The following is a 22,361-nucleotide window of genomic DNA, read 5'->3' as shown; positions in this document are numbered from 1 at the left end:
AAAGGAGAATGTATATGTCTCGACTAGCTCAAACGAAAATACTTGCATTGTATTTGTTAAGTATAAGCAGTTTCTTCGCTTCTTTAAATCAAAATATTTATACGCCTGTCATTCCACTCATTCGGGATTCATTTAGCGTATCTATTAATTGGGTGAATTTCACTGTCAGTAGCTTTATTTTTATCATAGCCATGGTTCAAATTTTTTTAGGTGCAGTAATAGATACCCAAAATCAAAAACGGTTGTTGATCTTTAGTTTCTTGTTAATTAGTATCTCAACCATCGTCTGTGCATTTACAACCAACTTTTTAGTATTTATGGTCTTTAGGGTTGTTCAAGCCATTGGAGCTGGTGTTATTCCCTTGGTTACGATAAATATGATTTCACACTTATTTGATGGTGAAGCAAGGGGGAGCGCAATGGGGACGTATCAAATACTACTTTCCCTGGCCCCAGCAGTTTCTCCAATAGTAGGTGGAATATTAGGCGAATATTATGGCTACCAAGGTATTTTTTTATGTCTATTTCTTATTGCAACCCTATTACTTGTGTTTATTATGCTGGCATTTCCTAACAACGGAAAAAGAAATAACGGTCAAGAAAATGCTAGTAGCTTTATCCAAATCTATCGAGCCATTTTTTTGAATCGTGTCGGTTTAATGACGATGACGGTAAGCTTTTTTGTCTTCTTTATTTACTTTGTCATTCTAGTATTTTTACCGATCTTGCTCCACGATCATTATCATATATCGTTACAAAACATTGGATTATTATACTTACCTTTAACTGTTAGTATGATTTTGGGGAGTGTTATCTTTAAAAAAATACAGAAGAAAGTGACGTTGAAAAAGCTATTTATCACTGTTTTATTTTTCCTCCCGTTGTTAATTATAGCTTTTGGTTTCCTACATACTCAATCAATTATCGTATTAAGTACCCTGTTATTTGTGTATGGCTTAGCAATTGGATTTGCCCCTCCACTATTTTCAACGATTATAAGTAATGAATATAGCGAATATAGAGGAGCTGCCTTAGGACTGTTTAATTTTATTCGCTATTCAGGTATGGCAATCGGTGGTATGTTTTCTGGATTAAGTCTTGTTCTGCCAAGTACCCTCCTCTTTGTTTTTTTGGGTGTTTTATTTTTTCTTATTTCGCTATTTCAGTATTCTAGTTTAAAGCATTGTACTATGTAATAAATATGGTTGCTAGTAGGTTGAGCTATCTTCAAAAATTGGCCGCTTCCCCCATAATTATTATGGTATAATAAACCAATAAGGAGGTTTTCATACAATTATGGAATTATTACTCGGCATTATCCCTGTTTTTCTGCTATTATTTTTTTATCTTGTCCCAGTTGTTTTCATTGTTTGGTTCTTACTTAAATTTATTAACTTACAAAAGGAACAAACTGAAATATTAAGAAATATTTCCGATAAGCTAAATAATTAAAAAAATAATAGACAAAGTCCGAATTTCGACTTTGTCTATTATTTTTTTGTGCTGATTCAAATTGTTAGGATGAGCTATTTTTTATATCAATTTACTTTCTTTTAGTAAATCATAAATGATTGTATCCTTTGTTTTATGAATACCTAATTTACCGATTTGTTTTAAGATAAATGGCGCATCTATATCTGTCAATTTTTTACCATCTAGTAAGCGAGCCGTTGACGCTAATAACGTACGAATATCAAAGGCAGAAGCAAATACTTCAGGAACCCCTCGGTCAATTGCTAATAATTGATAAACCGCCTCCATTGCTGTTCTTACTGAATATTCTGTTGTGAATACGGTATCTCTTTCAGTTTCACTAAAATTCCCTATAAAGGCTAGGTTTACAGATCCTTTTGGGACAACTAACGGACGATCGCCTATTGCTCTCGGCATAAAGTAAGATGTGATATATGGCATATAGCATGGGATTGTCTGACAAGAATTTTGCGCTAAATCTGGAATATCCTCAACAGGTACACCCATATGGTACAACCACTCTTGTGCTATCTCACTGCCACTACATTCCGTAATACTTTTTTTAATAAAATCCCCTGGCTTATTAGATAGTAAACCATAAATCCAAACAACTAATTGATCTTTTGGTTGATTTTTAAAATGAGGTTGTCGATTCAATGTATAGCTTAGCATCCAATTCGAATCTTTTGCTGTTACAATACCACCCGTAACGACCTTCCCCGCATATGGATCTCTTTTACTAATCTTTTCAATATAAGGTGCTACTCGATCATCTAATGTAGTGAGTGTTGCTGAAACAAACCAACTTTCTTTCGGCAAATTATCACAGAATTTTTCTGGTCTTCCAAACGCAGCATCTTGGGCAGCGATGTTTTTCCAAAGAGACCAGCTTCCTCCTAAGTCAGTTGTTTCAGGGGCTGGTGTGTTATTGTCTCCATACGTTGTACTTTCCGTAATACTACCATTTGTCACAAAAACCAATTCATTTTCGGTTAGCTCTATATTTTTTTTCTCACCATTTTGCTTTAACACTAATGTATGAGCTACCTTTTTATCTCCAACATTGTCAATTAGAACATTTTCGACAACCGTATTATATTGGAAATCAACATTATGTTTTTCTAAATAGTTGATCATCGGAAGTACTAGGGATTCATACTGGTTATACTTTGTAAATTTCAGTGCAGATAAATCTGGTAATCCACCAATATGATGGATAAAGCGCATAATGTAACGACGCATTTCCATAGCAGAATGCCATTTTTCAAAGGCAAACATCGTGGACCAATACAGCCAAAAATTCGATTCAAAAAATTCATCAGAGAAAACATCTGTAATTTTTTTATCCTCTAGCTTCTCTTCAGGCGTAAAGAATAATTTAATCATTTCTTCAGACGATTGATCGGATAATGTGAACTTTCCGTCATCCTCTAATCTTTGTCCTCGATTCTCCATTAATCTACATTTTGAATAATTAGGATCTTCTTTATTTAACCAATAAAATTCATCTAAAACCGAAGCATTTTCTATTTCTAATGATGGAATGGAACGGAATAAATCCCATAAGCATTCAAAGTGATCTTCCATTTCTCGACCACCACGAATAATAAACCCTCTTGTCGGATTTAAAATTCCGTCAAGACTACCGCCTGAAATATCTAACTCTTCAAGAATATGAATATTCTCACCTTTCATTTGGCCATCACGAATTAAAAAACATGCGGCTGAAAGTGAGGCAAGCCCCGAACCAATCAGATAGGCTGATTTTTCATCGACACCCTCGGGTTTTTTCGGACGTGCGAAAGCTTCATAATTACCATTACTGTAATACATAATATCGCCTCCATAATTATTATTCCAATATAGAATAACACTCATTGGCACCTAAATGGGAAAAAGAAAGATAAATTAACAAAAAATTCAAATTCGATAGCATGTCTCCTAAATGGATGCTCGTATCATTTGACATCACATCTTCTTGTATTTTTATAAATCATTTCAAAAAACCCTTTTTTAAAAAGGAATTATACAGTATCTACAAATTACATAGCTCCATCTCGATAAAGCATTTATACACTGTTCCATGCTCATTCATTATGCTATACCAGTGGGATAATTATACAATTTTCCGGTTGTTAAATTTGCATAATTATTATATTAAAAAATCTTTTTATAACTAAAAACACCTATTCACTGATCATTCTTTTTTCGGATCTCTCATTATCTCGTTTAAAATGACCTGTAATAGCTAATAATAATGGGACTTCTTTGATTTTATCCTGCTACTTTCACTGACGCTACAATTTACATACATTACAAATAGAGGTGTTTAAATTGACTACATTCGGAAAATCTATATATATCACATTCATTATCGTTGTATTTTTATTATCAACAGGATGGGATTATTTTAAAAATGGGCATTGGGCGTTGCTTGAAAATCTTTTCTATTCGTTATGGGTGGCAAGCTTCTTATTCCTGACATCATTTATACTTAGAAATAAAAAAAATGACACAAAAAACCAAAGCTGATGGCGTTATTTAATAGGTTACCCATTAAAAATCACTCATGATATTGGCATGAGTGATTTTTTGATAAATCTATCTAGATGGATAACTCCAAGAAGCACATTGAATAAATGATAAATCTTGAAAACGTTTTTCTAAATTTGTTTGGAGGACGATGTTCAAAAACAAGTGTATATTGTTAATATCCAAATTAAGTACTTCTAATCTGCCCCTTTAGCACAGGAAGCGAGTGTACTAAATTGAACAATTGCTACCCGTTAGTTTAAGCAAATTTTATATTTCTCTTGAAAGAATTTTCCACCAAAGCATAAAGTATGCCTGCAATACCAAAAATAATAATAGAACTAATCATGCTAAAATTATATTCTTTTATAAAACGGGCATATAACGTGCACTATTAGTTTAAAAGAAAAAAAGAGCTGCCGATGCAACTCAATGTTCTTCAATACTTATACTTATTTAATATTTCTTTTGGAATATGACAATAATCATTTGGACATCTAGCTAACCTATCTTGATGTTCTTCTGCACTTCTTACATAGTTTGTAAGAGGTAATACTTCAACAACTATAAGATCGTAATCATTTCTCTCATCAAGAAACGCCTTCGCCTCTTGTAAGTGTTCAGGCTTTTCACTATATACTCCCGTTCTGTATTTCTCGCCAATATCCTGTCCTTGTTGATTCAAACTGTATGGATCAATGATTTCAAAAAAATATCCCATTAATTCCCTGATTGTGACAATGGTCGGATCAAATTCCGTTTTTACACATTCGGCGTACCCATCATAATCGCCCTCCAGTGTATGACCTGTGCCATTAGCTCTTCCTGCTTCTGTAAACGTAACTCCAGGTAAAGTTTTTATAAAAGCTTGTACTCCCCATAAACATCCACCTGCAAAATATACTATCTCCATACTGACTCTCCTTTTTATTTAAAAAAATTCATTTCAAGTAATATAGGAAGAACAAATGTAATTACTAAGTCTATTACACATTAAAATAATGACAAATTTTATTATGTCACATTATGGTCCGATTGTTGAACACAAGTCAAGCAACGCTCTTTAACTAACTGCGTCGTTAGTAAAAAAGCGTCTCTGTGTATGGTGGGAGATTATTAGACCAGCTATGGTAGGAGGCTGGTCGCGATTAACCTTTTTTACTTACAGTAATCATCAAAAGACATCATTACTTTAAAGAAAATTTTTCGTTTTTTCTAATTTACACACAGTGGTAATGTTTATAACCGTTTACACATACATTAATGGCGGGATAGCACCTTTAACATCGCCCCCAAGATGTTTTTGTACAATGCTATCCCTTTTGTATGCAATAAAGAATAGATCAACATATCACTACATTCTTCAGTAACATGGTTGCATTCATATTGTCTTAAATAGCCTTCTTCTTATAAAGTTGAATTTTATCAGTAACTTCCTTGCTGCTTTGTTTTCTTCTGTGAATAGTTTTTATCTTTACTTAAAAGAACCCCCTCTTGCTTTTTTATGTAAATCAATATTCCCACTGAAAATCAGAAACCCAATTATAACTCCTATTCCTTTAGGATAATGGCAATTTAACAAATAACAGAGGCTACGATTTAATGAAAGTCACTTTATAGGCAAGAACCTCTAGCCACCACCTTCATATATTATAATGAAAGGAGTGGCTATTGTGCCTTGGCAACATAAAATTGCTTACTTAATCGGTCAGCCTGTCGGTGTTTCTTTGACAAATGGTCAAGGTACTTCAGGTGTCCTCTGTGGTGTTTCAGATGGGAAACTACTTGTCCTTGAATATTTGTATCAAAGTCAATTCGCCTTAAAGCAATATGATTTTCATGTGATTCAAGATGTCAACGGCTTTCCCCCTTGTCAGCAGCCGTTATACTAAAAAACATCCGTCTAGGATGTTTTTTAGCTTCTATTCCTTTATAGAAGGCTAAGGAAACAACTCCCGCAGCCTTCTCTTAGGTTTTTCTAGCTTTTTTATATGGACTTATAATTAAAAGCTAGTGTCTGAGATAGATAACTATCTTCAACAACTAGCTCAGGCATACTAATAGTAATGTAAAGTTCTTTCAACTTTACGTTATACTCCTTTATGGTACTTGAGGTCACTTTCGTCCAAGTGACCTCCTTTTACACCTACCCTTTTGTTTGTTTCATCCTTTTACCCTATCAAACGGAATCATTGGCACATCGATACGACAAATTCGTTTTTGTAGGAAGGAGGGAAACAATGGGAATTAATTTAAACTTTTGGTCATTTATTTTTTCTTTAGGTTGTACCCTACTATTTTTTCTATCAGGCACATTGAAAAACTTTTTTGACACCTACCTTCATGTTCATCCATTGACATTGACACTACTTTTGTCCATTGTCTGTTTCTATCTTAGCCTTATGGGCATGAAAGATGTAAGAAATTTAACGACCTTGCTTCGGGGAATATTGACAATGGTTATCACACTTATTTTGATTATTAGTATTTCTTTCATTTTATTTTTCGGTCACTTATTAAGTTAAAAAGTCCCAACTTGCGTTATTTTTATACAAGCCTCCTTGACGAACATTTGTTCTGTAGTTAAAATAATAAAAAAGGAGGCTTTTTTATGCAAACAACAACGAGCATTGAATTAGTACATTTCTCTGAAGACTATGTGGAGCAATTAAACAGCTTTGAACTACCTGAAGAACAACACCAGTTTACAGCCCTTCCAAAAGAAATTACGATCGAAAAGGTTGGACAATATCCTATTGTCATTTTAAGTAATCATGTGCCAGTTGGTTTTTTTGTTCTTCATGCAACGGATAGAGTAAAAGAATATTCCAGTAATCCCCAAGCAATGTTACTAACCGCTTTGTCTATCGATTATCAACAGCAAGGTAAAGGTTATGCTAAAAAGGCCATGTTTGCACTAGCTGATTTTGTCAAACAGGAATTTAAAGAATGTAACGAAGTGGTGTTAGTTGTCAATCATAAAAACACGGCTGCCCAGCATCTATATGCCAAAGTTGGCTTTGTGGACCACGGAGAAAGAAAAATAGGCCCTATTGGTGAGCAAATCGTTATGAACTTGCCGCTTTGAAGTAAACGTCACTCATTTGCATTGTTCAAATGAGTGACGTTGCTATTTTTATGGTCCTTTCCTTATAGAACTAACACTTCATCACAAATAATGTCTATAAAATCCTAATCATGTGTAATGATAAAAACAAATTTATTTTGATTTGCCATGTGCTACACCCATTTTTGCCCCATCTAACCCGCTAGTAGGCTCATCCCGTGGTACAATTTGTGCATCAGCTACAGAATACTGCTTGCTGCTAGTGTTTCACGCTGTTTTTCTCCACCTGATAGTGATGCAGGGTGTCTGTCCTTTAGTGGGACAAGCAAAAAATTTTCCAGTGCTTCGATTGCCTTGTTTCTTAGAGTCTCTGTTACTTGCCGACCTAACATGATTTCATTCCCAACACTTGCCGCATAAAGTGGATAGTCTGGGTCCTGCATGACAAAATAGGTTAGCTTACTTCGCTTTGATGGTGATAACACTTTATCCTTTAAAAGAATTTGTCCTTTTTGCTGTCTGTATAGCCTCACTAATACCTTACAAAGCGTGGTTTTCCCTGCCCCATTTGAATGGTGTCTCCCCATTGTCCATAATTAGCCTGCTCCCATATAGTTAACATAATATCGTTATGTTGTACGAATGCATGTGTGATGGTTTGTTGTAATTTTTCAAGCTCCCATTCAGCGCATTGCGACTATAAGAGAGACCCAAGCTAACAGTCCACCCTACTCTCTTGGATGTCGCATCACGTCCCCACATATTTCTAACAGCACAACCGCAATGTATTTTTATGTGTGATAATCCTTCATCAGCATCTGGTCCTTCCCAAGGCTTAGCCCGCATTGCTCACTAATGGCTCACCCAATGTAGAAAACAATGCCTTATGCATGATAATAGTATTAATTCCCCAAAGCGCTTTGCTAATTCCGTTCCATCTGCATGGGCTACCCCCAACTGTTTGGATGCACATTGTATTTAAATTGTCTTCCATATGTTTGTAATTTAGTTAAATAACAGAGATTTTCCATATGGTATAATCAGGGAATATACAGTGTTTTTTATCATAATGACAATTTTGACAATGTCTAATGCACAAATTGGTCGTTTACATCGCCTATCAAAAACATTTGAAAATATAGAGACCGTTAAATACATTAACGATTGGTATGAGAATGAAGAATATGCTTTTCTGAAATATATCCCTAAAGAAGAAAATATAATTAGAGAAATTGCAGATGAGGTTTTATCCTCAATAAAGGATATTCCGAAAAAACAGTCAGATTATGGTTTGATACACGGTGATTTATGGTTAGAAAACATATTGGTAGATAGTCATAATAATTTTACGATGATTGATTTTCAAGATTGCGAAAAAAACTTCTATATATTTGATTTAGCTGTTCCAATCTATAGTGCGATGGAATATTCATTTGTAGGAAACAGTAATATTGTTGACTATGGTCGTTCTATATCTAACGCAATAATTGAAGGGTATCAGGAAGAAAATTCTATATCATCAGAGATGTTAGAAAAACTCCCTCTATTTATAAAATTAAAGGAAATTTTTGAATACAGTTTAATGCATATGTATTGGGACATAGAAAAATTAACTGAAGAACAAATACGAATAATGAACCATTTCAGGATAAGAATTGAGCATAAACACTCCCTTCTGAAAATTTAGGTGAATTTTGTCTATTCAACTAACAGAGCTTTAGTTGAATAAGGCTCATTTAATTAATCAAATAAAAATCTCATACTTAACTCCATTTTGATCAATATTTTTTCAAAATGGAGTGTTTTTACGTTTGCTGATAAATGAAGGAAAAATTTTCTTTAATCAATCTTTATTTTAAAGCTACATGTATATGATGCATCAACAATTTTTCCACCTGTGATTTCAGAGCTTGATTTGCATAACGAAGTACTACATCATTACCTGCAGTGGCAACTTGTACGTCACTAAAGTATTCATCTACTAGTTGCCAGCCTACTACTCGTATACGTTTTTGTGCAAGTTCTCCTTTGAGGTGAAAATATTCCTGTCTTAGATCCTTTAGCAATGAATCCATCATTGGAAGAAATACCGTTTTCATTTTAAACTGCTCCAATCTACAGTAGTCAACCTGTAATGATTTAACTGCTAGCTCTAACAAAAGATATTTATGCAGTAACTGTCTTTCGTTGGCTTTAATCATAATAATCAGCATCCAGTTGAGCTGATTGAATACTTTGAATTGGAATACGTTTCGTTATAAGTAGTGTTTCAAGTATGAGTTCATTAGTATTAATCGATTTAATTATTCCAGTCCATTGTGTGATTTTGTAGTCCTCCCACACTTCTAATTTTATGTGCAATTGCTGATTAAAAGCTTGATCAATTGCTTTTTGTAGTTCTTCCAGTTCCCACTCAGTCAATTCTCTTGGCTGTTCTGGATGCGCTTGTTTATACTCTCTAAGAAGCTCTAAATGCTCCGGCAACATCATCGACGCCCATTTAATATGACCTCTGTCTTGTATCATTAATAAATCACTCCTATGCCAAATGACCACCAACTAAGCGATCGCGCTTAATAGCCGTCCCAGCTTTTGTGAAAGAAACTGCTCTTAATATTGAAGTAGCTCCAAACCTGTTGCGTATTGCATCCATTGTAGGACCGATTATTTGACGCTGTGGCTTACGATCATCGAATAAATCTAATTGGATACTATGCTCTCTTTCCAGGTTGGATATTCGGACAGCTATTTGCCGAGTTGGTTCACCTGTAAAATATTTATCCAGTAATTCAATACAAGTTTTATACATCACAAGTGTTTCACTTGTCGGTACTGCAATTGTTTTAGATCGATGGAATCCTTTGGTCAGAGCGTTTCGACTATAAGAAAGACCAATACTAATTGTACGACCAACATAACCTGCATCCCGCGTTCGCTTCATTACGTCCTCACACATTTCAAGAAGTACTACAGAGATTTCTTTACGTGTATGGTAATCCCTCATCAGCATTTGGCCCTTCCCAAAACTTAACGCTCCGTTTGTTATTAACGGCTCCCCTAATTTGGATAGATCTATTCCCCATGCATGGTAATAGAGTTGATTGCCCATTACACCAAAGCGCTTTTCTAATTCTTTTAAATCTGTATTAGCCAAACCACCGACTGTTTGTATCCCCATAGCATTTAGATTTGCTTCCATCTGTTTACCGATCCCCCACATTTCAGAAAGGGGTTGAACTGGCCATAATTTTTTTGGAATATCTTCATATGTCCATTTAGCGAAACCTGTTTTCTTTGCTTCAAGGTCTAAAGCTAATTTGGCTATTAACATATTTGGTCCCATACCTACTGCACTAGGTATATTAAATTGGTCAAGAATAGCTCTTTGTATTTCCTTAGCCGTTTCCTCAGGTGAACCCCAAAGCTTTTCAGTGCCAGTTAAATCAACAAAACTTTCGTCCACACTATACACATGTATCGCATCAACTGGTACATAATTAGAGATTAATTTAGTAATCGTCATCGACATTTGAATAAAGAAACTCATTTTAGGCTCAAACAATCTAATGTCAGGATGTTTTGGTATCTCATAACGTCTACTTCCAGTTTTGATTTTAAATTTCTCTTTCATCAATGGTGATGCCGCAAGCACTACGCTACCTGGTTGGTCAAAATTTGCTACTACGGCAACTGGCGTTTTTAAAACATCTAGCCCATGTAACATCGCCACGATACTGGCATAAAAGCATCTCATATCGATACACATAATTGGTCTATTGGGCATACCCTCATAATTCATATAACTTCACGTCCCTTACTAACAAAAGGAATAACAGCTAGAACATTCCTAATCAAAAAAGTACGTTTTGCATGTCTTGTAAAACAAAACGCCTGGAATGAATCACCAACAATTTTAATGACTTTTACACGCCTTTTTGTTATGGAGCCATCTTTTGCTAGATACATCATATTCACTAATTGTTTATGCTGCATAGCTTTAATCAGTTGTTCTCTCATCTTAGTTTCCTCCCATTGCCTCTCGTAATTTTTTGAAATGATTGTTATTTATTATTAGCACAATGATTTTCCCTTTTACCTATATTACGTAAGAACATTTGTTTGTATACATAATAGAACGAATGTTCTCATCTTGGCAATGTTCAATTTTTGGAAAAAGACCAAGTACTCAAATTTATCCCTGTCAAGTAGAAAGTTGTAAAAAACTAAGCAGCCATCTAGCATTGATATTCTATCAGTGCCAGTGAGCCCTTTTTGGAAATGTTGTATCATCTGTGATTAGGGAATAGGTAAAAAAATCTTGATCAAGAAGTGAACTATGAATGGGAGAAATAAAGAGGAACTGATTTATATCAAATATGGCAAGAAAATTCGAAAGAATATGTCACAGTTAGTTTAGTAGGAGATAATTTTTTAAAAGGGACTTCTTTATAAATAATAGTAAAAAGAGAAATTGCGAGGTGCAATTTCTCTTTTTACTTGAACTGAAATTAACTATAAATCATCCACGGTGACTTTATTATTATTTGATTACCGTTTCCATTTCCGTTTCCATTTCCATTTCCGTTTCCGTTTCCGTTTCCGTTTCCATTTCCGTTTCCGTTTCCGTTTCCATTACCGTTTCCGTTTCCGTTTCCGTTTCCGTTTCCATTTCCGTTTCCGTTTCCATTTCCGTTTCCGTTTCCGTTTCCGTTTCCATTACCGTTTCCGTTTCCGTTTCCGTTTCCGTTTCCGTTTCCATTTCCGTTTCCGTTTCCATTTCCGTTTCCATTTCCGTTTCCATTTCCGTTTCCATTTCCGTTTCCGTTTCCATTTCCGTTTCCGTTTCCATTTCCGTTTCCGTTTCCGTTTCCATTACCGTTTCCATTACCGTTTCCGTTTCCATTACCGTTTCCATTACCGTTTCCATTACCGTTTCCATTACCGTTTCCGTTTCCATTTCCGTTTCCATTTCCGTTTCCGTTTCCATTACCGTTTCCATTACCGTTTCCGTTTCCATTACCGTTTCCATTACCGTTTCCGTTTCCATTACCGTTTCCATTACCGTTTCCATTACCGTTTCCGTTGTCATCACCTTGCTTTACAAACACACCAAATGTTAGTGTGTGCTCACCATACGTTACCGTAATCGTCGTATTACCTTGACCTTTTCCTTTTACCACCCCTGCTTTTACAGTAGCTATTTTATCATTCGCTACTTCGTAGGTTGCAAGCTTTGTAACATCTTTTTCTGTTGTTTTCCCATCAAAAGTGGTTACTTCAGTAATCTTCACGGCAACTTCCTTACCTATACTAGTTTCAACCTGAGATTGGTCAATTTCTAGTGTTACTACTTCTACAACAGGTGCTTTAACTGTAACATTTACAGTAACTTTATTATCACCATATGAAATAGTAATAGTAGTCGTGCCCTCACCTACTGCAGTGACTAATCCATTTGCTACTGTTGCAATGTTTTCATCTCCAACCACATAAGTAGCTTTTGTAGTTACGTCTTCCTCTGTTGCATCACCTTTTGCAGGCGTTGACGTTTCTGTTACCGTCAGTTGTGCAGTTTCTCCAGCTTTTAGGTCTAGCTCAGTTGGATTTACAGAAAGTGCTGTTACTACTTCATTTTCATATATCTTTGCTTCACCAACATTTCCGGCAGCGTCAGTAATTTTTACTGATACAGCATTAGTTTCTGCTGTTACTGGGAATGTAAAGCTACCGTCTTGATTTAATTCAAAAGGAACTGGTGCTTGTACTTCACCATTTATCGTCGAAATATAGGAAGCTTTTAATTTATCATTTAAATTATAATTTAAATCATATAAATCTAACTCTTCATTGTAGTCGATATACTTATCTGTTACCTGTCCTGTAGCGACACCATTAGCTACTGAACCTGTAATTTCTGGTTTAGTTGTTTTCACAACAATTGGCCCAACATAATCGGAAACTGCTCCTGATGCTGCAAGACCAGTGAAGTCAATTGTATACAGGCCATCTGGAATCGTTGTGGCAGGTTCTGATCCCCATGGTTTGTACTGCCCACCAACATTTAGCGTATAAGAGCCTTTTCCTAGCGCAGTACCTGCATGTAGATAACCAATGTAGCCGTCTTCGTATTCTCCACCTTCAGGATTCATAATATCCCAAAGCTCGATATAGTTAGTTGTTACGTCTCCAGTTAATGTGAATGAAAGTACAGCTGAATCTTTCACTCCATCGCCGTTAAAGGATAGGTCTGTTTCTGTAATCTTATAATCTTTAATTTCCGTTACTGCCTCGCCACCTAAGTCAGCTGCAAATGGTAATGAAATTTCTGTAGATCCTCCATTGATATAAATATACCCTAATATTTCAGAGCCATTTGGTGCCGTAGCTTGTGAAGCAGTTAATGTAATATTTAACACTTGCTCACCAACTAGATTAAATGTCGGCTGATCTACTGTAACAGTTGCATCACCAAATGTTTTTGTCACATCAATCGATACGTTATAATTGCCGCCGTTCCCTTTAATATCTTTTACTAAAACTTGTTTCGTTACAGAAATATCCTGATCTTTCAATGATTGTGGACCGAAAGTAACTGTCCCTTTCAAGTTTTCTGTAACTGCACCCGTACCATCCAAAATTGCGCTATCAAGTGCATAGGCAAGAATTTCTGGATGAGCTGCTGCATAAGCATTTACACGCCCTGCACCCTGAGAAAACACATCGTATTTTGTTGTATCTAAAACCTGTGCTGTATTAGAAAGCGCCACTTTTACATCGAACGCGTTCCAACTAGGATTTGCTTGTTTAACTAATGCAACAATACCTGCAATATGCGGTGTTGCCATAGATGTTCCTGTTTTACGACCATAAGCTTCCCCATAATCTGCATCAGGGAAATCTTTTTTATACATTGGAATCGTTGACATAATATTTGTTCCAGGTGCACTTACATCTGGTTTAATATCAAAGTTTGGTGTAGATGGTCCGCGCGAACTGGAAGAGTTTACCTCATCCCCAAGTGTCTTTGTGGAAGCGAATTTACTAAAACTTACTTTTCCAGTTCCGCCTGCTAATGCAGCGCGAATTGCATTACCATCCGTTTGAGACATGTCGAATGTTGGCAGAAATTCAAATGAATCACCAAGGAATGTGCCTGAAATGTCCGGTGCATTTGTTCCGCCAGCAAAGTTATGAATTATTGTTGCGACAGCTCCATTTGCCTTTGCATTCGCAATTTTATCAACAAATGCGATACCGCCACGGGAAATCAATGCCACTTTCCCTTCTACATCAATTCCTTCAAAGTCTTTTACTTCTCCGTTTCCAGGAACAGCAACTAGGTCAAATTCTCCTTGAAGCTGTTTTGCTACATCTTTCCCAAAAGTCGTTCCCATTAATGGAAGCTGTTTTGTTAAGTTGTAATTGCCAACTGTAACATTCACTTCCCCGTTATACATTGTTTCAGGATTTGTTGTGTTACCAACAGCAATGCCTAAACGAGCTGTTGCAGGAGTACCCATTGTTCCGCGATTTGGACCAGAGTTTCCTGTTGCAACTACTCCGATTGTTCCAGCCATCATTGCATTATTAATAGCAAAAGAACCAGCATCCGTTTCAGAATTGGCTCCCCCGCCAAGTGAAAGGTTGATAACGTCCATTTTTTCTTTTACAGCAGTTTCAATTGCTTTAACAATACCAGATGTAGCTCCACTTCCGTATGCTCCAAGAACACGGTAAGCATAAAGGTCTACTTTTGGCGCAATTCCTTTAATACCAAATTCGTTAGCGCCGATTGCTGCAATTGTTCCAGCAACATGTGTACCATGAGAAGTATAGAACGAGCTTCCTTTTTCATTAAATTCAGGTGTCCCGACTGGACGCTCTGAAGGTAATGTTTCCGATGCATCGTTATCTGCTCGAGGCTTCGTGTAAGTAGAAGAATTTGGAATGAAGTTTTTTCCGCCTTTATAAATTCCAGCGAATTCAGGGTGATCTGCATCAATACCAGTATCTAATACTGCTACTTTTATTCCTTGTCCTTCAATTCCTTCCTTCCAAAGCTGTTCGATACCAAGGAAAGAATTACTTGTATTCATTTGAGCTTCTACTGAATCTTTCTTCATAAGTTCCGATGATTTCATCGTATTATCTTCTGATGCGTAAACAATTGCATCAGGTTCAATTAATGTAATTCCATCAACTGTAAGCAGTTTTGGGAGATCCTTTGCCTTCACAGTTGCTGCAAAACCGTTTAAAACAGTATCAAATGTGTAACCTTGAGTCATCTCCACATTTTTAATAGCTAACTCTTTTTTAACTTCTGCTTGTTGTACTTTTACATTGGAACGAACTTCTTTTGCTTGGGCATTAGAGAATTTTCGGCCTTTGACTTCACTTATTCCTTGCTCTAATGCAACAGGCTTTTCGGATAAATGAACGATGACTGCAACCTTTTGATTGCCTGATACATTTTCTAAGCTTTCATGGAGGGTTGGACCATCTTTAGACAAGCTTAGCTGTTCAGCAATAGCCGCCTTTAGTTGAATTATACTTTCACTTTGACTATCTTGCTTGAATGGTTTCGATTCTTCAGCACTAGCACTCGACAATGGAACTAATAGAGAAAGCACCATAACGAAAACTAGAATACTACTTAAAAACTTCATAAACTTAAAATTTTTCAAATCTCATTTCCTCCTCTTCCTTTAATTGTCACACTTTTCAGTTTAGTGTGATATTTCCAATTTATCACAATGGAACTAATTCGAGAATCGGAATATTTAAATATTCTGAAATATTGATAATTTGTATCAATTTATGAAAAATAGATTAAATCTATTTTCCTAGTAATTGTATAAAAAAACAGAACTTTCAAACCATAAATAACTCACAGCAATTCATAATATTTCCAGTTAACCCAATCAAGGCATCAGTGGCAGATACAGTCAGTGATGTAGTTGCTTATAGAAAACTAGGAGGGCTGTAAAAGGAGGGATTGGAAGGGTCGGTTTATATGTAATCTAGGAAATTAAAATAGCCAGCGACTGTTTTAAAAAGGCCGCCTGCTAATAGATTGTGGATCAAGTGCATCAGTTTTACAGTAATAAGAACGGTATTTTGTTTATCTAGATTCCTTCTATGCCCTATAAGAGCAGTGTAAATTTCATGATTGGATAGGTGAATCATAGAAGAGGTGTATAGGTAAAAAAAGAGCAGTTATAATATCCATAGAATACTATAACTACTCCATATAAAAACATTCCACATCAATATAAAAAATATCTTTTATGACCTTAGACTCTCGCTGTAAAATGGGCAGCATGGCTAAAATATTGTTTATAGGAAACGTACACCCCTCTTGCCTTGTAAAGTAAAAGATTCACCTGTTATGTTGATGATTTTTACACACCTTTTTGTAATGGCACCTGATTTCTCTATCTACATCATATGGACGATTTGGTGACGCTACCGATTCTTTCCTGTTGAACGCCCCTTTACAGCTCTGCATATGCCTTTTACACATTTACAATACTTTATATAAAAAGAACAAATATCTACTTTTCTTTACACGTACATACATTCTTAATTAGAGGTGGTAATTTTAGCTAATTTTTAAAAAGATACGTTCCGTAGCTGCTCTCTAGGCATCTGTGTAAGCCTATATGCTGTTGAAACATAATCTATGATGATGAATATCCCACTTTCATGAGAAAGGATGTAAGTATTAGCTCAAATATCGACTATACCTCTCCCTCTACAGAATTCACTTTTGATGTTAATAAAAGTACGCTTTTTAAAAAGGATTCACAAAATTACATTAATATTCTTAGTGTGGAACAATTAAATACAGTAGAAAATACATCTTTACTCGATATTTTTTTGAGTAAAGAAAATATCGTTGAGCCACACTACCATCAAAATGCCGCTGAGCTCGTCTATTGTATCGCTGGGGCAGCGACGGTTTCCATCTTGAATCCCTTTACAAAGAAAATACAAAACTATCCCATTAGACCTGGGCAAGTTGCCAATATACCGCAAGGCTGGTGGCATTATGAAATAGCAACAGCAGATAATACTCATTTACTTGCGATTTTTGATGCACCAACGCCAGAGGTCATTTTAGGTTCCGATATATTGAAATTTACACCAGCAAATATTATGGCGCATACGTATTGTTTAGATGAAGAACAATGGAAGAAAACAATTGCACCGATTGTTCCATCCACTTATATCGGACCACCAAAAGGCTGTCATCGTGTCCAGTCAGCAACCGATCAAACTCCGTCAAAACAAACAATGCCGCAGCACTACATGAAGCCATGTCCATACCCTTATCCATATCGCTACCCTAATCCTCACATGTCTCCTTATGGCACCTATTATTAAAGGCTCGTTAGTAAACTTTTATTGTAAAAGATGAATAGAATGTCATTTCCTGTCCATCCTAATCTTAGATAAACTAAGAGTTAGGAAGTGCCATAATGATAAAGGACAATCTAGCATCGTTACAATTTAAGGAAATTTTCAAGCTTTGGTCACAGCTTGGTGTCAATCAAAGCTATATTGCTTCAAGCCATGCCTTTTTTAAGCATACACGTGATAAACATTTAAAAATCATGATCTTGGAGTTTATTCAATGTTTAAAAGAGGAAAATAAGCAGTTGACATTATTATTAAAGGAAAATGGCATGTTGGCACCCACTACAGCAATCGAGTACAGTAAGATGAAACTAACGGATCTTCGTGGAAAATCGGCTATTAATGATGGCGAAATTAGTGCTATTTTATCCATGAATATTGCCTCATCTTTAATTGCTGTAAGCCAAGCACTGGATTTGTCAGTAAAAAAGCTCCACTTAACTAAATATGGTGAACTTCATATGCGTTATGCACTATTAGGGGCAAAATTGATTGACCTCAGTAAGCGTAAAGGTTGGATAGTAGCACCTCAAAGCTAAAAAGAAGCATCCGTTTTATCTAACGGAAGCTTCTTTTTTGACCTACTATCGATTTCTCACGAACAGTAGCTTATACCATTGGTTCACTAGGAATGGTAATACCGATAAGCTATAAATAAAGCCTAGCTGAGCTGTCGTTAATGGAGCTACCTCAAAAACTGTTGTGAGCATTGGCATAAACAAGACAATGTGTAAGCTAAATACACCGATGATAAAGGCAAGCCAAGTATATTTATTCGAAAATACGCCAATAGCAAAGATTGATTGTTTGGATCTGGAGTTAAAGCCATGCACTAATCTTGATAGGCATAATGTGGTAAAGGCCATTGTGCTGGCTGTTAACGTATCACCTGTCGATAAACCGATTTGAAACGCAATAATGGTGGAAATGGCGATTAATATACCTTCAAGCACTACTTGTGTTGTAAAGGCTTTATTTAATAAAGGAGTATGGATATTTCTAGGCTTGTCCTTCATTGTTTTCTTATTATTTGGCTCTAAACCGATTGCGATTGCTGGTAGACTATCTGTCAATAGGTTAATGAATAATAGATGCACAGGTGCAAAAGGAACAGGTAAGCCTAAAACAGTGGCATATAACACGACAAAAATAGCACCCGCATTTCCTGATAATAAAAACAGAATCGCATTTTTAATATTCGTATAGATGCTACGACCATTGGCAATTGCCTTGACAATCGTCGAAAAATTATCATCAGTTAAAATCATGGACGAGGCATCTTTCGCAACCTCTGTGCCTGTCACGCCCATTGCTACACCAATATCGGCTTGTTTCAGGGCTGGCCCATCATTGACACCATCCCCTGTCATGGCGACAACATGCCCTTTATCCTGCCAGGCTTTGACAATTCGAATTTTTTGTGCTGGTGTAACACGAGCATACACAGAATAATCATGTATTTTTTCTTGTAGCTCTTGATCGGTTAAACCTTCGAGTGCATGTCCTTCTATAGCTTCTGCTGGATTTTGTAAAATACCAATTTGTTGAGCGATAGCTGTTGCTGTAATTTTATGGTCCCCTGTAATCATGACGGGCTTAATACCTGCTTTTATACAGCTTTCCACAGCCTCTTTCGACTCTTTTCTTGGAGGGTCCATCATCGCTACTAAGCCAACAAAGATTAAATCTCGTTCAGCTCTTGTATCGACTTTTTGTAGAGGCAATACCTCCTTATAAGCAATAGCTAACACCCTTAAACCATTCATAGAAAAATCACGATTCACTGCTTCAATTTTCTGGCGATGCTGCGCAGTCATCTCAAAAATACCAGTTGTTGTTTTGATTCGTGTCACTTTTGGTAAAAGTACATCTAAAGCCCCTTTAGTAATCATGATAGGTTGCTTGTCCATCTGATTAACAGTACTCATGAGCTTTCTCGCTGAATCAAATGGAATTTCAGCCAGTCGAGGATATTGCTCGCGAACTGTCAATTCATCTAAACCATATTGTTTCCCTAATTTCACGAGGGCAATTTCTGTAGGGTCACCAATTTCTTTTTGCTCACGCTCGACAGCGTCACTACATAGAAGCGCTTTTACCATCAGCTCTTTTTCCACTGGGTTCGTTGGATTCAGCCAATCGTGTGGAATCTTTTTCTGGTCGACGAAAACTTCCTGTACGACCATTTTATTTTCGGTTAAGGTACCCGTTTTATCAGAGCAAATAACCGATACACTTCCTAAGCTTTCAACAGCATAAAGCTTGCGGATGATCGCATTTTCCTTCGCCATTTTCTGGGTGCCAAAAGCTAATACAATGGTCACAATGGAGCTCAATGCCTCTGGGATCGCTGCAACAGCAAGGGATACAGCAAACATAAAGGATTCCACTAAGGCCCTTCCTCGAATAAGGTCAATCGTAAAAATAGCTAAACAAATTAGGGTAATGCCTAGTGCTAATTTTTCACCGAATTGATCAAGACTAATTTGTAATGGTGTTTTCTTCTCCTTGGCCGTATCGAGTAAATTCGCAATTTTTCCGATTTCGGTCTGCATTCCGATCGCAGTAACCATCACGATGCCACGTCCATTAGTCACAAAGCTTCCTGAATACACCATATTTTTCTTATCCGCAATCGTTACATTATTTTTCCGAATAGGGTCCGTACTTTTTGCTACAGCAATCGATTCGCCTGTGAGCGAGCTTTCATTGATGTGTAAATTATGGCTTTCCAGTAGCCTGCCATCCGCATTGATGTAGTCGCCTGCCTCCAACATCAGAAGATCGCCTACCACAATTTCTTCAGAAGAAATCTCCACTAGTTGATGATTACGCATGACTTTGGCAATCGGAGAGGTCAATGCTTTCAGATTATCTAGTGACTGCTCTGCCTTCACATGCTGCACCGTGCCTAAAATAGCATTTAAAATGACCACGATCATAATCACAATGGTGCTTCCCACTTCTCCTAGTAGAAAGGAAACGAAGGCCGCAACGAGTAAAATAATGACCAATAAATCTTTAAATTGACCCATGAAAACAGCCCATGTACTTGTTCTTTTCCCTTCCTCTAATACATTATAGCCATAGATTTGTTGTCTTTTTTTGACGTCATCATCGGTCAAGCCTTGTGTGGTGACGTTCAATATTTTCATGACTTCAGCAGATGATTGTTGATGATATTCAGTCATTGGGTTCTCCTTCCATTTACAAGATTTGAAGGTTTCCTTTAAAAAGTAGTATTTACACTTAAATCTCAAACTCCTCAAGTCTGTAAATTCATTAACTACAACAATCTATTCCATAGAGAATTGGAGTATGCTAAGAAACCATAGAGAATTTAATTTTTGAAACGATTCGAAAATAGATTCAAAAAAAGGTATTGGGATGGCTTTCCCAATACCTTACAGGCAGTTGTTCTATTACGAGTTATGATGTGCTGATGAATAATCTACGTGCTGCTCCTGACCAAGAGGTGCTCTTTTGATAGAGAAGATGGCACAAGCTAATGCACAGAGAACTAGAATCGTACCAAAGCTTGCTAAGTGCATAACGGACCCTGTCCAAGCAAACATAGCGCCTCCTACTGCTGATCCGATGGAGATCCCGATTTGCAGGGCAGCTGTATTTAAGCTTTGCTGAATATCAGATGATTGAGGATCTGCCTGAATTAAATAATTTTGTAATGGTGGTGTCAAAGCCCAGCTCAACGCCCCCCATAAAACCGTAAATACTAAAAACAGTGGCAGGGCAATAACTGTATAAGGAATAGTAAATAACACAATGGCAAAGGCAGAGACGATTAAAATAATAGCCTTGCTTGTGCCAATTTTATCACTCACCCAGCCTCCTATAGCGTTCCCGCTAACAGAGGCAATACCGAAAATTAAGTAGCAAATACTAATCCATGAGGCACTCAGATCAAATGCTTCTACTAAAAATGGTGTTAAATAAGCGTAGAGCATGTAATGACCCGCTAACATAAACAGCGTAGTTAACTGTGCTGTTAGGATTTTCAAATTCGCCAATGATTTGATTTGTGCCTTCAGTGGCACTACTTCTCCGATTGGCATTTTTTCAAGCAATAAGGCAATTAAAACCATTGAAATCGTTGACAGGATACTAATACCTAAAAATACAGCACGCCAGCCAAACGCTTCTGTAATAAAAATACCCATTGGCACACCGATTACAAGCGCGGAACTTACGCCCATAAAAACAAGCCCTAATGCTTTGGCACGGTGGCGAGGCTCTACGATTTTAGTAGTAATCGTTAATGATAATACGATGACTAACGCTGTACTCATCGCTGTGAAAATACGAGCAATTAGCACAATGATGAACGTTGTACTAAAGAAGGTCATTAGATTCCCTAACGTGAAAATAAATAAAGAAATAAGGAATAAGCGCTTCCGTTCCACCTTGGCTGTCAAGGATAGTAGGACTGGCGCAGAAATCGCATAAACCAGTGCAAAAATTGTGATTAATTGTCCTGCTGTTGCTAATGATACATGTAAATCCTCTGCAATATTTGGCAGGATTCCACCAACAATTAATTCAACTAACCCTACTGCGAAGGTTGTCACTGCAAGAATATAAACTCTCCAATTCATCGTAATCTCCCTTTCATTACACTTCCATTTTTGTAGGAGATTCTTTTAAAACATAATAAAAAAATCCTGACTACAAAAATGAAGCAAAGTTTTGTAGTCAGGATTTTATGGTTCCTGGTAGAGACCCTCAATCCATATTATTGAGGTTATACAGATCAAATATTTACTTTAGCTATAGTAGCACATCAAAATTTCATTGACAATAGATTTTTTTCATAGAATGAACGCCATCATAAAACCGTGGAATCGAGAGAAAA

The 22,361-nt window shown here is 36.5% G+C and carries 15 protein-coding genes, 1 pseudogene and 1 riboswitch; of the genes and pseudogenes, 6 read left to right on the top strand and 10 right to left on the bottom strand.

Translation table 11 applies throughout. From position 1 onward, the window contains the following. Positions 1-14: 14 nt before the first annotated feature. Positions 15-1,196, top strand: coding sequence for an MFS transporter (locus tag MHI34_RS17475; protein WP_058843642.1), 1,182 nt, complete (start codon positions 15-17; stop codon positions 1,194-1,196). 337 nt (positions 1,197-1,533) lie between these two features. Here MHI34_RS17475 and MHI34_RS17470 read toward each other — a convergent pair whose 3' ends face one another. Together MHI34_RS17470 and MHI34_RS17465 are read right to left on the bottom strand one after the other, a co-directional pair. Further along, the gene (locus MHI34_RS17470) at positions 1,534-3,306 is read right to left on the bottom strand and encodes an oleate hydratase (protein WP_036116942.1); all 1,773 of its coding nucleotides are present in this window, start codon (positions 3,304-3,306) and stop codon (positions 1,534-1,536) included. Positions 3,307-4,444: 1,138 nt separating this feature from the next. Further along, positions 4,445-4,918 carry a peptide-methionine (S)-S-oxide reductase gene (locus MHI34_RS17465; protein WP_036116946.1) on the bottom strand — a complete coding sequence of 158 codons (474 nt, stop codon included), beginning with the start codon at positions 4,916-4,918 and terminating at the stop codon, positions 4,445-4,447. Between the two features lie 760 nt (positions 4,919-5,678). Between MHI34_RS17465 and MHI34_RS17460 the strand changes: the two genes are divergently transcribed. Together MHI34_RS17460 and MHI34_RS17455 are read left to right on the top strand one after the other, a co-directional pair. Next, positions 5,679-5,897, top strand: coding sequence for a hypothetical protein (locus MHI34_RS17460; RefSeq protein WP_271910102.1), 219 nt, complete (start codon positions 5,679-5,681; stop codon positions 5,895-5,897). A gap of 719 nt (positions 5,898-6,616) precedes the next feature. Beyond that, the gene (locus tag MHI34_RS17455; protein ID WP_342503711.1) at positions 6,617-7,093 is read left to right on the top strand and encodes a GNAT family protein; all 477 of its coding nucleotides are present in this window, start codon (positions 6,617-6,619) and stop codon (positions 7,091-7,093) included. A 218-nt stretch (positions 7,094-7,311) separates the two neighbouring features. Here the strand turns inward: MHI34_RS17455 and MHI34_RS17450 are convergent, their stop codons facing one another. After that, positions 7,312-7,605: an ATP-binding cassette domain-containing protein gene (locus MHI34_RS17450; protein ID WP_180957808.1), complete on the bottom strand. Its 294-nt coding sequence runs from the start codon at positions 7,603-7,605 to the stop codon at positions 7,312-7,314. Positions 7,606-8,168: 563 nt separating this feature from the next. Here MHI34_RS17450 and MHI34_RS17445 point away from each other — a divergent pair. Then, positions 8,169-8,759, top strand: a pseudogene (locus tag MHI34_RS17445) (phosphotransferase); the annotation flags it as partial. A gap of 163 nt (positions 8,760-8,922) precedes the next feature. On the opposite strand, the gene MHI34_RS17440 reads toward MHI34_RS17445, so the two are convergent. The 5 genes from MHI34_RS17440 to MHI34_RS17420 all read right to left on the bottom strand — a co-directional run bounded on the left by MHI34_RS17440 (position 8,923) and on the right by MHI34_RS17420 (position 15,756). Beyond that, positions 8,923-9,273 (bottom strand): hypothetical protein, encoded by a 351-nt coding sequence (locus tag MHI34_RS17440; protein WP_036116956.1) that lies wholly within the window; start codon positions 9,271-9,273, stop codon positions 8,923-8,925. Continuing rightward, positions 9,266-9,598: a YolD-like family protein gene (locus MHI34_RS17435; protein ID WP_089932669.1), complete on the bottom strand. Its 333-nt coding sequence runs from the start codon at positions 9,596-9,598 to the stop codon at positions 9,266-9,268. The genes MHI34_RS17440 and MHI34_RS17435 overlap by 8 nt, the downstream gene beginning before the upstream one ends. A gap of 13 nt (positions 9,599-9,611) precedes the next feature. Beyond that, positions 9,612-10,871, bottom strand: coding sequence for a UV damage repair protein UvrX (locus MHI34_RS17430; RefSeq protein WP_340809134.1), 1,260 nt, complete (start codon positions 10,869-10,871; stop codon positions 9,612-9,614). Then, positions 10,868-11,089 carry a transcriptional regulator gene (locus tag MHI34_RS17425; RefSeq protein ID WP_342503710.1) on the bottom strand — a complete coding sequence of 74 codons (222 nt, stop codon included), beginning with the start codon at positions 11,087-11,089 and terminating at the stop codon, positions 10,868-10,870. The genes MHI34_RS17430 and MHI34_RS17425 overlap by 4 nt, the downstream gene beginning before the upstream one ends. 491 nt (positions 11,090-11,580) lie before the next feature. Beyond that, positions 11,581-15,756, bottom strand: a complete 4,176-nt coding sequence (locus tag MHI34_RS17420) for a S8 family serine peptidase (protein WP_342503709.1) — start codon at positions 15,754-15,756, stop codon at positions 11,581-11,583. 1,021 nt (positions 15,757-16,777) lie between these two features. Between MHI34_RS17420 and MHI34_RS17415 the strand changes: the two genes are divergently transcribed. Both MHI34_RS17415 and MHI34_RS17410 read left to right on the top strand, forming a co-directional pair. Then, the gene (locus MHI34_RS17415) at positions 16,778-17,458 is read left to right on the top strand and encodes a cupin domain-containing protein (RefSeq protein WP_036129120.1); all 681 of its coding nucleotides are present in this window, start codon (positions 16,778-16,780) and stop codon (positions 17,456-17,458) included. Positions 17,459-17,553: 95 nt separating this feature from the next. Next, positions 17,554-18,030, top strand: coding sequence for a DUF3231 family protein (locus MHI34_RS17410; protein WP_058844181.1), 477 nt, complete (start codon positions 17,554-17,556; stop codon positions 18,028-18,030). A 45-nt stretch (positions 18,031-18,075) separates the two neighbouring features. Here MHI34_RS17410 and MHI34_RS17405 read toward each other — a convergent pair whose 3' ends face one another. Together MHI34_RS17405 and MHI34_RS17400 are read right to left on the bottom strand one after the other, a co-directional pair. Continuing rightward, the gene (locus tag MHI34_RS17405; protein ID WP_058844180.1) at positions 18,076-20,682 is read right to left on the bottom strand and encodes a cation-translocating P-type ATPase; all 2,607 of its coding nucleotides are present in this window, start codon (positions 20,680-20,682) and stop codon (positions 18,076-18,078) included. Positions 20,683-20,913: 231 nt separating this feature from the next. Further along, complete coding sequence (locus MHI34_RS17400; RefSeq protein ID WP_036129111.1) at positions 20,914-22,104, bottom strand: MFS transporter; 1,191 nt, start codon at positions 22,102-22,104, stop codon at positions 20,914-20,916. Between the two features lie 74 nt (positions 22,105-22,178). Next, a riboswitch (purine riboswitch) is annotated at positions 22,179-22,278 on the bottom strand. Between the last annotated feature and the right edge of the window lie 83 nt (positions 22,279-22,361).

It is taken from the genome of Lysinibacillus sp. FSL L8-0126 (assembly GCF_038630385.1).
GTDB lineage: Bacteria > Bacillota > Bacilli > Bacillales_A > Planococcaceae > Lysinibacillus > Lysinibacillus fusiformis_D.
The sequence above is the reverse complement of the archived record's forward strand: the minus strand, read 5'-3'. Positions and strand labels throughout refer to the sequence as shown.

Coding starts and splice junctions, on each gene's coding strand:
- MHI34_RS17410 (WP_058844181.1), top strand. CDS start 17,554: ATGATAAAGGACAATCTAGCATCGTTACAATTTAAGGAAATTTTCAAG.
- MHI34_RS17425 (WP_342503710.1), bottom strand. CDS start 11,089: ATGAGAGAACAACTGATTAAAGCTATGCAGCATAAACAATTAGTGAAT.
- MHI34_RS17465 (WP_036116946.1), bottom strand. CDS start 4,918: ATGGAGATAGTATATTTTGCAGGTGGATGTTTATGGGGAGTACAAGCT.
- MHI34_RS17470 (WP_036116942.1), bottom strand. CDS start 3,306: ATGTATTACAGTAATGGTAATTATGAAGCTTTCGCACGTCCGAAAAAA.
- MHI34_RS17405 (WP_058844180.1), bottom strand. CDS start 20,682: ATGACTGAATATCATCAACAATCATCTGCTGAAGTCATGAAAATATTG.
- MHI34_RS17400 (WP_036129111.1), bottom strand. CDS start 22,104: ATGAATTGGAGAGTTTATATTCTTGCAGTGACAACCTTCGCAGTAGGG.
- MHI34_RS17440 (WP_036116956.1), bottom strand. CDS start 9,273: ATGATTAAAGCCAACGAAAGACAGTTACTGCATAAATATCTTTTGTTA.
- MHI34_RS17415 (WP_036129120.1), top strand. CDS start 16,778: ATGAGAAAGGATGTAAGTATTAGCTCAAATATCGACTATACCTCTCCC.
- MHI34_RS17430 (WP_340809134.1), bottom strand. CDS start 10,871: ATGAATTATGAGGGTATGCCCAATAGACCAATTATGTGTATCGATATG.
- MHI34_RS17435 (WP_089932669.1), bottom strand. CDS start 9,598: ATGATACAAGACAGAGGTCATATTAAATGGGCGTCGATGATGTTGCCG.
- MHI34_RS17455 (WP_342503711.1), top strand. CDS start 6,617: ATGCAAACAACAACGAGCATTGAATTAGTACATTTCTCTGAAGACTAT.
- MHI34_RS17475 (WP_058843642.1), top strand. CDS start 15: ATGTCTCGACTAGCTCAAACGAAAATACTTGCATTGTATTTGTTAAGT.